Here is a 13,708-nt window from a genome sequence, read left to right on the forward strand (position 1 = left end):
GGGGAAAAAGCCAAGGGGGCCGGACGGGGCGCCTCTCCGCTCAAGAGGCGCCCCGTCCGGCCCCGGCTCGCGTGCCACGCCGTCCCCACGTGCGGCACGCTCGGACCGTCCGCCTCATCCCACGGGCGGCCGGTCCGGGTCTTTCAGTCGAGTCCGAGGGCGGGCAGCACGGCCGACTCCACGAACCGCACCATGTGGTCCGGGTCCGCGTACCGGCCGGACAGCACCGGCCGGATCCGCATCACACCGAACAGCATGTCCGGCACGAACGGCAGCGCCGGATGGCCGGCGGCGACGTCGCCCCGCTCGATCCCCCGGCGCAGGATCGCCTCCAGCGCGACGAGCTCCGGATCGACCAGCGCCTCCCGCAGCGCGCTGCGCAGGTCGGCGTCCACCGTGATGGCGTGTGCCAGCGCCTGGAAGAGCCGGGTGTCCCGGTCCGACACCGCCCCGAGGGAGCGGGCGACCTCCGTGAGGTCACCGGCGAGCGAGCCGGTGTCGATGTCGGCGAGCCCGCCCCGGCGGTTCGCCCGCAACGCGGCGGCCACGAACTGGGGCTTGGTCTTCCACTGCCGGTACAGCGTGGACTTGCTGCACCGGGTGACGGCCGCCACGCCGTCCATGGTCACGGTCTCGTAGCCGCTCTCACGGATCAGGTCCAGCACGGCGTCGAAGAACTCCCGCTCACGCTCCGGTGTGATCTTCGAGCGACGCGACGCGGATTCCGGCCGGGCTCCACTCTCCACCTGCACCATGACCATTCCCCTTCCTCCGCCACCTGGCCCGCGCCTCGGCCGCACCTGCCCCTCACCCTATCCGTACCGACACCCGATCGTATCGATACCAACCAGTACCGGTACTCTACCGTACCGATACTGAACCGTTTCGATGATCGCGGCGGCCGGCCGCGCCCGGCGTCACCCGCGACGTCCGTCCGCACGAAGGGCTGAAGATGAGAGCCCGTCCCGCGCCCACCGGGCGCACCCCCGCGCACCCTCCCGCGCAGACCGTGGCCGGCCGGTGAACGCCACCGCGCCCGCCGTCGCCCTGTCCCTCGCCTCGGCGGTCGCCTACGCCTCCGCCGCCGTGGCGCAGGAACGCATCGTCGCCCGGGCCCGTCCCGGCGCCCCGCTGCGTTCGCTCCTCGACACGGGGGCCTGGTGGGCCTCGACCGGCCTGAACCTCACGGGCTCGCTGCTGCACGTCGTCGCCCTGCGCTACGGACCGCTGACCGTCGTGCAGCCCCTGGGCGCGCTCACCCTCGTCGTCGCGGTGCCGCTGGGCGCCCGGGTGGCGCGGCGCCGGGTGCGCGAGAGCGAGTGGCGCGGCACCGCGCTGACCCTGCTGGGCCTCGCCGCACTGCTGCTCACCGTGTCCGGCCCGGTCCGGGAGAGGGCGCTGTCACCGGGCTCCGCGCTCGCGGTCGCCGGTGGTGCGGCGGTGCTGCTGGCCGCGCTGTGCCGGCCGGCCGACGCTTCCGGCCTGTGCCGCGCCGCCGCGTCCGGGGTGGCCTCCGGGGTGGCGTCGGCGCTGACGCAGACCATGACGGTGACCCTGACGGGCGACGGCGGTCCGGCCGCAGCGGCGTGGGGACAGACGGCACTGCTGGGCGCCTTGGTCGCCGCGTTCGCGGTCGGCGGGCTGCTGCTGGCGCAGTCGGCCTACCGCGGGGGTCTCGGCGCCCCGCTGGCGACTTCCACGCTGGCCAACCCCGTGACGGCGGCGTGCATCGGCCTGTGCCTGCTCGGTGAAGGCTTCCAGGGCGGGGCCTTCGGCGCCCTGCTGGCCGGGGGCGGGGCGCTCGTCGCCGCCCGCGGGGTGGTGCTGCTCACCCGGGGAGCTCCCCGGCCCGCGCCCTCGGCTTCCACCGTGGCCGAGGCCATGGCCTAGGTGTATCGCCTGGCACCCGGGGCCGTGACCGGCGTCCCGCCTCGGCTGGGAGGGCCGGCGGTTCCGGGCACCCGGGGGCCGAGCCCGTCGGCCTCAGTGCCGGCAGAGGCAGAAGGGGTGGCCGGCCGGGTCGGCGTAGACCCGCCAGTTGGCGCCGGGCCGGACCTGGTCGGTCCGCTCCAGCACCGTCGCCCCGAGGGCGAGCGCACGCCTCTCCTCGGCCTCGAGGTCGTCGACGTCGAAGTCTAGGTGGAGCTGCTGCGGGCGGTCCTGACCCGGCCACGCGGGCGGCCGGTACCCCTCGACCCGCTGGCAGGCCAGCGGCACGCCTTCGAACCCGTGCACCTCGACCCAGTCCGCTTCAGCGGACTCCGTGACGACGTGGCCCCCGAGCAGTTCCGCGTAGAACGCGGCGAGCATCACCGGGTCGTCGCAGTCCAGAGCGACCGCCTGCAGTTTCCGGATCATCTGCCGCACTCCTCGAAGTCCTCGGCCGCCCCGGCGGCGCCCGCACGGAGGGACGTACCCCCCGCCACGGCCGCCATGCGGCAGGACGGGACCCGGTGTCCGGCGCCGCGGCGCCGGACACCGGGTCCGTGTGGGGGGACCTCCGCGGTCAGGCTCCCGTCGTACCGGAGCAGGCCGGTACCGTAAGGCCGTCGGCGGAGCCGTTCGCGGTGTAGCCGAAGGTCACCGTGCCGCCGGCGGCCAACGAGCCGTTCCACTGCGTGTTGCGCACGGTGGCGCGGCCGCCGCTGGTCGTCAGCGTGCCGTTCCACACGTTGGTGACGGTCCGGTTGCCGAGGTCCCAGCTCGCCGCCCAGCCGGTCAGCGCGACGGTGCCGGTGTTGCGCACCGTCACGTCGGCCTGGTAGCCGCCGGACCAGCTGTTGGTGACCTTGGTCGTCGCCGTGCAGGAGCCGGCGCCCGGCGTCGGGGTGGGGGTCGGCGTGGGCGTCGGGTCGGGTTCGGTGCCGGTGCCGTAGGTCAGCCCGTGTCCGTAGGGGAACAGGGCGTCCTTGCCGTCACCCTGGTTGATCGGCTGCTGGGAGACGCTGCGCATCCAGGTCATGGGCAGCTTGCCGGTCGGCTTGTAGTCGCCGAACAGGACGTCGGCGACGCCGCCGCCCTCGGTGCCCGGCAGCCAGGCGGCGACCAGCGCCTTCCAGTCGGGCAGTTGGGCGGCGATGTCCAGCGGGCGCCCGGAGACCAGCACGACCACCACCGGCACGCCGCTGGCCTTCAGCTTCGCCAGGGTCTGCAGGTCCTCCTGGTCCAGGCCCATCGCGCCGGTCCGGTCGCCCTTGCCCTCGGCGTACGGGGTCTCGCCGACCACGGCGACGGCGGCGGTGTAGCTGCTGTCGATGCCGTTGCCGTACCGCTCGTAGGTCACCCGCGAGGAGTCCGTGGCGGCGGCCCTGATGCCGCCGAGCACCGTCGTGCCGGGGGTGATGGCACCACTCCTACCCTGCCAGCTCATCGTCCAGCCACCGCTCATGTTCCCGATGTCGTCGGCCGACTTGCCCGCGACGAACAGCTTGGCCGACTTGGCCAGCGGCAGCACGCCACCGTCGTTCTTCAGCAGCACCTGCGACTCGCGCACGGCCTGGCGGGCCAGCGTGCGGTGTTCGGCGGAGCCGACCGTCGAGGTGTACGCCCGGTCGGTCAGCGGCTTCTCGAACAGGCCCAGTTCGAACTTCTTGGTGAGGATGCGCCGGTTGGCGTCGTCGATGCGGGACATCGCCACGTGGCCGTTGTCGACCTCGGCGCGCAGCGTGCTGATGAACTTCTTGTAGTCGTACGGCACCATCACCATGTCGACGCCGGCGTTGATCGCCTTGCTCACCTCGTCGGCGGTGAAACCGGTCTGCCCGTCGAGCTGGTCGACGGCGGCCCAGTCGGACACCACGAAGCCCTTGAAGCCGAGCTCGCCCTTGAGCAGGTCGGTGACGAGGAACTTGTGGCCGTGCACCTTGACGCCGTTCCAGCTGCTGTACGACAGCATCACCGAACCGACGCCCCTGTCCACCGCGGACTTGAACGGCGGCAGGTGGACGGCCCGCAGTTCGGCCTCGGTCAGCTGGGTGTTGCCCTGGTCGGTGCCGTTCGTCGTCCCGCCGTCACCGATGTAGTGCTTCGCGGTGGCGAGGACCGAGGCGGCGGTCGATCCCGCGCCGCCCGCGCCCTGGAAGCCGTCGACGATGGTCGACATGGAGGAGACCAGTTCGGGAGTCTCGCCGAACGACTCGTAGGTCCGGCCCCAGCGGTCGTTGCGGGCCACGCACAGGCAGGGCGCGAAGGTCCAGTCGACGCCCGTGCCGGAGACCTCCTCGGCGACGGCGCGGCCGATCCGCTGGACGAGCGCCGGGTCGCGCGTCGCGCCCAGACCGATGTTGTGGGGGAAGATCGTCGCGCCGCGGACCGCGTTGGCGCCGTGCACCGCGTCGATGCCGTAGATCATCGGGATGGCCAGCGGCGTGCCGATGGCCTGGCGCTGCAGCGCGTCGTACGTGTCGGCCCAGGTGGTGGCGTTGTTCGGGGAGACGGTGCCGTCACCGCCGGACAGGACGGAGCCGAGACGGTAGGTGTTGATGTCGGACTGGGGGACGATCGAGTCCTTGTCCGCCTGCGTCATCTGGCCGATCTTGTCGTCCAGCGTCATCCGGCCGAGCAGGTCGTTCACGCGGTCCGCCACCGGGAGCGAGGCGTCCTGGTACGGCAGGGCGGCGGCCGCCACGGGGGCCTCCGCGGCGACGGAGGGCTGCGCGCTCGTCGACCCGGCGAGGGTGATGAGGGCGGCGGCGACGGACAGTGCGGCTGTCAGCCGGCCACGGCGGGTCGGTGGTCTCATGAACGGGCCCTCCGGGTTCGCGGGAGCGGTGGTCGAGCGGTGGGGCGGGGTGGGGCTGGGGTGTCCCCGCCGTGCGTCGGGCGGGCAGGCGACGCGGGTACGGCGCCGGTGCCGGGCGGCGGCCCGGCACCGGCGCCGGCCACGTGCCTGCCCCGTGGGGGCCGGTCCCGCCGTGGGGAAGGACGGCGGGACCGTGCTGCAGCGTGCCTTGCGGGTGTTGCGGGGTGCGGTCGGTGCGGTCGGGTGCGGTCGGTGCGCTTCGTTTGCGGTCGGCGCCATCCGTGCGTTCCGGCGCTGACGGTTCCGGTGGTGCGGTTCGGCCCGTGGTGCGGGGCGAGCGACGATGCGGTGTGCGGGGCGAGCGTCGGTACGGGACGTGCGGTGGTGCGGGGTGACACCGTGCTGTGAGGCCTCGGTGCCCTCCGGCTCCCACGACTACCGCTGTGAGAGCCCACAGGCAGCGAGGCCGCTATGCCCGGGTATATACCGCTTCCTCTTGCCGCATGACGAAAGAGGACGTACACACGAGTGAGTGGGAGCGCTCCCACCCGTATGTTTCATGAAGCCAGCACTGTCATCCGCTGTCAACAGCCGTCACACAACCTCGTCCAACTTCCCTGTCCCGCCTGCCCGCCACCCGCCTGCCGGGGCCCGGCCTTGTCAGCCCGATGCCCCCGCTTCAGATGCGGATCACGGCCTTCCCGCGTGTGCGTCCGGACAAATGGGCACCCCTGGTCATCCGGTGCCTGGAAGACGGCCCGCGAAGATACTCCGAACTCCGCGTGCCGCTGGGCCGCGTCTCCCCGAAGGCGCTCACCCAGTCGCTCCGCGGCCTGGAGCAGTACTCCACCCGCAGTTTCGGGTCGGCGTGCACCGTGCGTGACACGAACCCGTTCCTCCGTCGACTGAGTCGAACCCTCGCCGGCGCGGGCCGCACCGGACGAGCCGCGCCAAGGTGTCGACTCGGGCGCTCAGCCGACCAGTCGTCTCCGCCAGTCGAGCGGGGTCACCACGATCGCCCGGGCCGGATCCCCGTCCCAACGCACCGTCAGACCGGCCGCGCGCACCGCTTCGGCGACCTCCCGGCCGACGGCCACCGTGGCCTCCGAACCCGCGTCGTCGAAGGTCCCGTAGAGCAGGTGGAGCCCCTGCCCCAGCGCGGCGCCCTCGGTGCACTGCGAGTGGAAGTAGACGAAACCCCGGTCCCCCGGCTGCGATTCGGCGCCTATCTCGGCGTCTCCGCAGGTACGGCAGCAGGCGAAGTCCTCACGCGCCACGATCCCGTGCTCCCGCAGCCGGGCGAAGGCCCGGCTCAGCCGCTCGGGATCGGTCTCACCCTGCCAGCCGGCCTGCTCGCCGACCCTCTCCAGCCACAAGGCGTCGGCCAGCCGCCGGGCCTGCCCGCGGGTGAGCGGGCGGCACTCCGCGGTGACCAGGTACTCCTCCGCGATCTCGGCCAGCGCCGCCCGGTCCACGTACCCGCAGGCGAGCGACAGGCGCAGCCGCTCCTCCAGCGTCTGCCGGTCCTCGGCGGACAGTTCCAGCGGCGGCACCGACTCGGGCTCGTCCATGTCGAGCAGGACCCACTCGAACTCCCGGCTCCAGTCCTGCTCCCGGCACGCCCAGCCGGTCATGGCGTCGGCGACGGTGCCGGGGTCGGCGACGAAGGTCTGGAAGTGACGGTCGTGGGAGCCGTCCCGGTACTCCAGCTGGTAGTCGCCGCCGGCCCGGTGCGCCACCTGTATGTACTCGTCCGGAAGATCCGGCACTCGCTGGGCGACCAGGAAACCGTCGCCGGCCGCACCGATCCTTCGCACCAGCGCGGCGAGTTCACCGGCTGTGGGGCGCACCACCCGCTCGCCGGGCTCCGTCATCACGAGCATCTCCATCATGTGCGCCAGCCTGGCACACGCCACTGACAGCGACCACCTGCGGCTTTCCCGCCGCTGTGCCGCGCTTCTTGCTGTTATATGACTGTCCGACACGGTCGGCTCGCCACTCCCCGGATCACCCCGGATCATCCCGGCCACACTCCCGCCGAACGACCAGTCCTGTTCGAACACCATGCGCCACCACCGCCCCGGCCACCCCCAGAACCCGTCACCCCGCGATGGAACAATTGTCCTGAAATAGCCGCTCCGGAACCGTGACAAGCGGCGCTCCGGCGACGTTATTGGAGCACCAGTGCCCCTGCGTCGTCCGTCCGGAGGAATCCGTGCACCTGACTCCCGCAAGCCCGAGCAACCCAGGCACATTCGAACAAGCCCTGTCCGTGGCACCGGCCGGCACGCGGTGGGCGGCGTGACCTCCACCGGGCCGGACTCCCCGGCACCCACCGGTCCTCCCGGCGGCCCGGCTGCCGAAGCCGAAGGAACCGACCCGGGCGGGGCGAGCGCCATGGGCGAGCCGTCGTCCTCGGAGAAACTGCTCTTCGGCGGCGAACTCACCTATGAGCAGGGCTGGAACCAGCACAACGGCGCCTGGCTGCGCCTCGGCCTGCGGACCATGGCGGCCGCCCTGCCCCGTCACATCGGTATCGCCGTCCGGCTGGCCCGCCAGGCCGACCCGCGCTCCCTCCTCGTCGTCGGCCTCTGCGAACTCGGCCGCGGCATCAGCCAGGCGGTGTCGCTGGTGGCGGTCAGCGCGCTGCTGGGGGAGCTCTTCGCGCCCGGGTCCAACGCGGAGCGGCTGCGGGCCGCACTGCCCGCGCTCCTGCTCGTCGCACTGGTGACCTTGCTGGGCGCCGTGCTGCGGTCCGCGTCGATGGCCGCGACGGGCATCCTGGAGCCCAAGGTGTCGCGTGTGGCGACGGAGCGCTACCTCGGCCTGGTGGCGCGCGTGGAGATGAGCGCGATCGAGGACGACGCGTTCCACAAGCTGATGGACTCGGCGCAGTGGGGTGCGGAGTCGGCCCGCCGCATGGTCCGTCTGTGCACCGCCGTGGCCACCTCCTGCATCTCACTGGTCGCCGCGGCGGGGGTGCTGGCGGTGCTCCACCCCGCCCTGTTGCCGCTGCTGATCGTCATGGCGCTGCCCAGTGCCTGGGGTTCGCTGACGATGGCACGGCAGCAGTACGTGAGCCGCCACCGGTTCATCCAGCACGTCCGGGCCGCCCATCTGATCAGCCAGTTGCTGATCAACCAGCAGGCCGCCGGCGAGGTGCGGGTGCACGAGGTCGGCCCCTTCCTGCTGACGCACTTCCGCGGGATGGCCGAGACGAGCGAGAAGGAGCAGACCCGGCTGGCCTGGCTCGGCGCCCGCACCGGTCTGATCGCGGACTCCGCCCGGGGCGTGGCCACGGTGGCGACGTACGGGGTCCTCGGGCTGCTGCTGTGGAGCGGTTCGATGGAGTTCGCCGTCGGGGCCACCGCCGTGCTCGCCATCCGGTCCGGCTCCGCCGGGATCAACGACCTGGTGCTGACCGTGACCGACGTGCAGGAGGAGTCGCTGTTCGTCGCCGACCTCGAGGCCCTGTGCGAGGAGGCGGAGCGGCGCGCCATCCCGGCGGGCGGCAAGGACCTGCCGGAGCACTGCGGGGAGATCCGCTTCGACAACGTCACGTTCACCTACCACGGCAGTGACGAGCCTTCTCTGCGCGACGTGAGCCTGGTCGTCCCGGCGGGCCGGACGGTGGCGCTGGTCGGCCGGAACGGCTCGGGCAAGACGACGCTGACCAAGCTCCTGTCCGGTCTCTACCTCCCCGACCACGGCCGCGTCACCTGGGGCGGCGTGGACACCGCGGAGGCGGACCGGGCGCAGATCTTCTCCCGGGTCGCCATGGTGGCGCAGGACTTCCACCGCTGGCCGTTCACGGCCCGGGTCAACATCGGCATCGGCCGGTCCTCCGCCCTGCACGACGAGGCCGCGGTCGACGCGGCGGCGGCGTACTCGGGGGCCGACGAGATCATCGGGTCCCTCCCCCGCGGCAAGGACACCCTGCTGGTGCGCGGCTTCCGGGGCGGGCGGGAGATCTCCGGCGGGCAGTGGCAGAAGATCGGCCTGGCCCGGGCCCGGTTCCGCGACGGGCAGGTCCTGATCGTGGACGAGCCGACCAGCGCGCTCGACCCGGCCGCGGAGCAGAAGGTCTTCGACCAGATCCACCGCCTCGCGGGCCACGGCCAGACCACCGTCCTGATCACCCACCGGCTGCACAGCGTCCGCCACGCCGACCTGATCTACGTCCTGGAGGAGGGCCGCGTCGTCGAGCACGGCACCTTCGAGCAGCTGATGCACCCCGAAACAGGTCGGGGCTTCTTCCGTGAGGCCTACGACGTGCAGGCCCGTCAGTTCCACGGCGCCTCCGCCATGATGCCGTCACCGCGCTCCGGCGAGCCCGGCCGCGACAGCGGAGCCACGGCGAAGCCCGACGACGAGGTGGTGCCCTGACCCTCATGATGGAACCCGGCGCCGGACGTGACCGGCCCCGGACGTGGCGGGACCCGGGAGCGGTATCCGGCTCCCGGGTCCCTGGGGATGCCACCCGTTGGGCACGCCGATGGCGTTTCAAGAGGAGGGATCAGGCTTATCCCTCGTGTTCTTCCGTTGAACTACCGCGCCGCGGAGAGGCGCAGACGAGAGTCGAACTCGCACCCCAAGGGCGTAGTCCCTCCTCGGTCGATCCGGCGATCGGTGGCGATGCTGAAGCTTGAGCGAGAGTCTGAGTTTCAGGCGGCGTGCCTCTGCCGATTGGGCCACCCCGGCGTGTGGTGCCGGGGGAAGGATTCGAACCTTCACCGTCGCCGCTTCTTCAGGCTGATTCCGTTCAGTTTCAGCTTGCGCTCGGGGAGCGGACCGGTCCTCATGTCCGGCCCGCCCCTGTCACGCACCCCCGCGCTCGCACGCGGGGGCGATCATGGGGTTGTCCGCGGGTCTCAGGCGAACAGGTAGCCGAACACCGCGTCGCCGACCCGCCGGTCGGTGACCTCGGTGGAGTTGGCCTCCTCGCGGGCGAACTTGACCGCCTGCTGCAGCTTCTCGACCCGCTCCAGCAGCTCGTTCACCCGTCGTGCGGGCAGCGCCCCGGAGAACTTCACCGTGGTCCAGTAGCCGATCGGCACGTCCTCGTAGTACACCTCGACCTGCGCCGGGTGCTTCTCGGTGGCTTCCGCCTTCACGTGGTTGCGCGGCACCTTCTTGGTGCGGATCGTGCGCACCGCGTCGGTCTTCCACCAGTCCGTGGACGGGTCGAGGGACCAGGACTCCGCGGCGTCGAGCACGGGGAGCTTCTTGACGAAGGTGTGCAGGTCGGCGAGCTGCTTCTCGAGGAACAGCAGGTAGCCGACGGGGACGTCGGCGACGACGGTCCGGCCGTCCACCGTGACGTCGGCGCGCGCGGTGCAGTTGGCCCAGTCCTTGGTCGCCGTGACGTCGAAGAGCCGGGTGAGGGACGCGGCCGTCTCCCGCAGCACGTCCTCCGCCTTGACCTGCACCCGCGTGGACTCGGGCGGCAGCTGCTCGCCCTCCTCGTCCTTCGGCTGGTACGTCCTCGAGATGCCGGCCAGCAACGCGGGCTTCTGCACCTTGTGGTGCGCGGCGGTGATGTCCTGGAACGACTTGTTCTTGACGCCCTTTTCGACAGCGATGATCTGGTTGAGCTTCGCCATTGCGTCCCCCCTTTCGAACAGGAGCAACGTAGACCGGACGACGCACTCCTCTCACCTCATTTATCGGCGCCGTTCCCGAGGCGGTCCGACGATCAGCGTGACGGGACTGTCGCACACCCGGCCGCACCCGGCCGTCGGCGCATCGGTCGTACGGCGGTGCCATGCGGCGAACGCGGTGGTCAGGTGGACAGGCCCCAGGCGCGGGCGTCGACCAGGTGCTCCGCCAGGGCGGCCGCCGAGGCGTCGGGCACGCCGACCGCCGCGAGGGCGTGTGCGATCCGGGTGAGCGCCTCCTCCGCCGGGGTGTCGACGCCGCCCCAGGCGGGGAGCAGGAGCAGCAGCCGGTGGTCGGGGTCCAGCACGCCGTGCCGGTGGCCGCCGTCGCCGGAGGGCACCGCGTCGGCGGCCTCGACGGTCTCCCGCCAGGTGAGGCCGCCGCCGTGGAAGTCGTGCGGGTCCATCACCCCAAGCGTGCGCAGGGTGTCGGCGCCCGGGACCTCGAGCAGGAACTCCGTGCTGCCGTAGTCGTCGGGGAGGTTGTACGGGACGACGTGGTGCACCCGGCCGTCGGACAGCGGCACGCGGAAGGCGGGCCACACCTCCGTCGCCCCGACCGCCTCGAGCGCCGCGTCCAGGTCGGCGAGGTCCGCGCCGAAGAGCTCCGGGTCGACGCCCTCCACGACGAGGGTCCATCCCAGGTAGGCGGGCCAGAACCCGGGCGTGTCGAGCAGGTGCTCCGCGGGTTCCACCCGGTGACCGTGCGGCCGGTACCGGGCGAGCGGGCCGTTGGCGGACGCCGGGGAAGGAGTGGACATGGCCGGAGGGTACCGGCCCGGTGACATGGCGGGAGAGTACCGGCCCAGGGTCCGGGCGGCCGGGGCCGAGGACCCACCCGATCCCACCCGGCCCCTCCTCACCCCACCCCGCCCCGTCCTGCCCCGCCCTGGCTAGGACCTCGGCAGGACCAGCCGGAAGGTGGCCCCGCGGCCCGGACCCGGGTCGAGCTCCAGGCGGCCTCCGTGCCCCTCGGCGATGGCCGCCGCGATGGCCAGGCCGAGTCCCGAACCGCCCTGGGCGCGCGAGCGCGACCGGTCGGCCCGGTAGAAGCGCTCGAAGACGTGCTCGGCCTCCTCCGCCGTCAGCCCCGGGCCGTCGTCGGCCACCTCGACGACGGCGACCCGTGTGCCGGGCAGGAACGGCCGGGTGGTGCTGACCCGTCCGGGCGCGTCCGTCCCCCCGACGCCGGGGCCGGCCAGGCCCTCGCCGACCCTTACGTGGATGCGGGTGCCGGCCGGGGTGTGCACGTGCGCGTTCGTCAGCAGGTTCTCGACGATCTGCCGCAGGCGGTGCGGGTCCCCCATGGTCTCCACGACGTCCAGCTCGCGGCCGCCGGGGCCGCCGTCACCGCCGGGGCCGCCGCCGAGCGGCTCCAGGTCCACCGGATGGCTCCGCCTCTGCATGACGGCGGTGCTCACGGCGTCCGCCGCCACCGAGAGCAGGTCCACGCTCTCGCGCTGGTAGGCGGGTCCCCGGTCCAGCGTGGCGAGCAGCTGGAGGTCGTCGACGAGCAGCGCCATCCGTTCCGCGTTCTGCGCCACGAGCCGGTCGGCCTCCCGCCGCTCCTGTGCGGAGCGGGCGCCGGGCCGGAGCGCGAGCTGGGCGAAGCCCTGGATGGCGGTCAGCGGCGTGCGCAGTTCGTGTCCGGCGTCGGCGACGAACTGCCGCATGCGGTCCTCCGAGGCCTGACGTTCCTGCAGCGCCTTCTGCAGGCGGTCGAGCATCGTGTTGAGCACGGTGCCCAGCCGTCCGATCTCGGTCCCGGGATCGGTGTCGGGCAGCCGCCGGTCGAGCTGTCCCGCGGTGATGGTTCCGGCGGCGCGCTCCATCCGGGTCAGCGGCAGGAGCCCCAGCCGGACCACTCCGCGGGCCAGGGCCAGCAGCGCGGCGACGGTGGCGGCGAGCAGCAGGGCGTCCATCCAGAGGATCTTCGAGGTCGCCCCGTCGACGGTGTCGAGCGGCAGCGCGACCACGGCGCCCATGCCCTGGGGGCCGGTCCTCAGCAGCACCCGCCAGTTGCCGTCGCCCGACTCCGCCTCCACGGTCTCGGGGTGTCCCTCCGTCAGCCCGAGGTCCTCCAGCGTGTCGGGCAGCCGCGGTCCGGGCCGGTCGTTGGAGCCGAGGGAGTACTCCAGACGGTCACCGGAGTCGTTGTAGAAGTAGACGCGGAAGTCCGACGGCAGCGAACCGGGGCCCTGGACGGGCGGCGGGCCGTCGGGCCTGCGGGCGTCGCGGAAGGACGGCGGCCGCGGTTCGAACTGGGCGAGCTGCTGGTCGACGCGGTCCAGGAGCCAGGACCGCAGGACGAGGAAGCCGACCAGCTCGGAGGCCAGGACGGCCACCGTGGCCAGCACGGTGACGCCGAGGACGAGCCGGCCGCGCAGCGACCGCGGCGCGAGACGACGGGCGGTCCGGGGGGCCAGGGAGCGTGACGTCGGGGTGAGGGGCCGCTTCACCGGTCCGTGGTCCCCTCGTGCGGGCGGGGCAGGCGCAGGCAGTAGCCGACGCCCCGGACGGTGTGGATGAGCGGCGGGTCGAACCGGTCGACCTTCTTGCGCAGGTACCTGACGTAGGTCTCGACGACCCGCGTGTCGCCCGCGAAGTCGTAGCCCCACACGTGGTCCAGGATCCGCGTCTTGCTGAGCACCCGGCCGGGGTTGTCCATCAGGTACGCGAGCAGCTTGAACTCCGTCGGGGACAGCTGCAGGTACTCCCCCGCCCTGCGCACCTCGTGCGCCGTCTCGTCCAGTTCCAGGTCGGCGTAGCGCAGCACGGTGTCCGGCAGCAGGGCCTCGGTGCCGAGGGTGCGCCGCAGGATGGCCTGGATGCGCAGCAGCACCTCCTCGATGTTGAAGGGCTTGGCCACGTAGTCGTCGGCGCCGGCGCTGAGGCCCTCGATGCGGTCGTCGACGCCGGTGCGGGCGGTCAGGAACAGCACCGGCACCTGGTTCCCGCTCTCGCGCAGCCGGCGGGTCACCTCGTAGCCGTCCAGGTCGGGGAGCATCACGTCCAGCAGCACCAGGTCCGGCTGCAGGCGCTCGGCCTCGGTCAGGGCCGCCCGGCCGGAGTCGACGCTGCTCACCCGGTACCCGGTGAGCCGCAGGGTCGACTCGAGCAGGGTGCGGATGCTGGGCTCGTCCTCGACGACGAGGAGCCGGTGCCTCGGCTCCGCCTCGGAGTGCTCGGTCATCGTGCTGTGCGATCCGTTCTTTCGCTGAGGTCCACGGCGTGCCGGGCGTGGGCCGTACCGGACGTTACCCGCGGCCGGTCGCGGGAGGTGTCCGCGGAGGGTGCCGGCGGTGGGCAT

Annotated in this window: 10 protein-coding genes and 1 pseudogene; 3 read left to right on the forward strand and 8 right to left on the reverse strand. The window is 72.6% G+C overall.

All coding sequences use genetic code 11. The features are described from left to right. Positions 1 to 143: 143 nt before the first annotated feature. A complete protein-coding gene (locus Sfr03f_RS26465; protein WP_108956895.1) occupies positions 144 to 755 on the reverse strand; it encodes a TetR/AcrR family transcriptional regulator in 612 nt (203 codons plus the stop codon). Positions 756 to 1,020: 265 nt separating this feature from the next. On the opposite strand from Sfr03f_RS26465, the gene Sfr03f_RS26470 reads away from it, so the two are divergent. Continuing rightward, the gene (locus Sfr03f_RS26470) at positions 1,021 to 1,890 is read left to right on the forward strand and encodes a DMT family transporter (protein WP_108956701.1); all 870 of its coding nucleotides are present in this window, start codon (positions 1,021 to 1,023) and stop codon (positions 1,888 to 1,890) included. Positions 1,891 to 1,983: 93 nt separating this feature from the next. Here Sfr03f_RS26470 and Sfr03f_RS26475 read toward each other — a convergent pair whose 3' ends face one another. Beyond that, a complete protein-coding gene (locus Sfr03f_RS26475; protein WP_108956702.1) occupies positions 1,984 to 2,358 on the reverse strand; it encodes a VOC family protein in 375 nt (124 codons plus the stop codon). Positions 2,359 to 2,506: 148 nt separating this feature from the next. Further along, entirely contained in the window at positions 2,507 to 4,741 is a 2,235-nt protein-coding gene (locus Sfr03f_RS26480) for a glycoside hydrolase family 3 N-terminal domain-containing protein (protein ID WP_108956703.1), read from the reverse strand. A gap of 716 nt (positions 4,742 to 5,457) precedes the next feature. Between Sfr03f_RS26480 and Sfr03f_RS26485 the strand changes: the two are divergent. Then, positions 5,458 to 5,583: pseudogene (locus Sfr03f_RS26485) on the forward strand (winged helix-turn-helix transcriptional regulator); the annotation flags it as partial. A gap of 129 nt (positions 5,584 to 5,712) precedes the next feature. Here Sfr03f_RS26485 and Sfr03f_RS26490 read toward each other — a convergent pair. After that, on the reverse strand, positions 5,713 to 6,633 hold the full coding sequence (locus tag Sfr03f_RS26490; protein ID WP_108956704.1) for a DUF6891 domain-containing protein: 921 nt from the start codon (positions 6,631 to 6,633) through the stop codon (positions 5,713 to 5,715). Positions 6,634 to 7,138: 505 nt separating this feature from the next. Between Sfr03f_RS26490 and Sfr03f_RS26495 the strand changes: the two genes are divergently transcribed. After that, on the forward strand, positions 7,139 to 9,127 hold the full coding sequence (locus Sfr03f_RS26495) for an ABC transporter ATP-binding protein (RefSeq protein ID WP_108956705.1): 1,989 nt from the start codon (positions 7,139 to 7,141) through the stop codon (positions 9,125 to 9,127). 485 nt (positions 9,128 to 9,612) lie between these two features. Here the strand turns inward: Sfr03f_RS26495 and Sfr03f_RS26500 are convergent, their stop codons facing one another. From Sfr03f_RS26500 to Sfr03f_RS26515, 4 genes are all read right to left on the reverse strand, one after another. Further along, positions 9,613 to 10,344, reverse strand: coding sequence for a DUF7873 family protein (locus Sfr03f_RS26500; protein ID WP_108956706.1), 732 nt, complete (start codon positions 10,342 to 10,344; stop codon positions 9,613 to 9,615). 179 nt (positions 10,345 to 10,523) lie between these two features. Continuing rightward, positions 10,524 to 11,159 carry a hypothetical protein gene (locus tag Sfr03f_RS26505; protein WP_108956707.1) on the reverse strand — a complete coding sequence of 212 codons (636 nt, stop codon included), beginning with the start codon at positions 11,157 to 11,159 and terminating at the stop codon, positions 10,524 to 10,526. Positions 11,160 to 11,291: 132 nt separating this feature from the next. After that, on the reverse strand, positions 11,292 to 12,824 hold the full coding sequence (locus tag Sfr03f_RS26510) for a sensor histidine kinase (protein WP_245967788.1): 1,533 nt from the start codon (positions 12,822 to 12,824) through the stop codon (positions 11,292 to 11,294). Between the two features lie 29 nt (positions 12,825 to 12,853). After that, entirely contained in the window at positions 12,854 to 13,591 is a 738-nt protein-coding gene (locus Sfr03f_RS26515) for a response regulator transcription factor (protein ID WP_108956708.1), read from the reverse strand. Between the last annotated feature and the right edge of the window lie 117 nt (positions 13,592 to 13,708).

Source organism: Streptomyces fragilis (assembly GCF_003112515.1).
Taxonomy (GTDB): Bacteria; Actinomycetota; Actinomycetes; order Streptomycetales; family Streptomycetaceae; genus Streptomyces; species Streptomyces fragilis.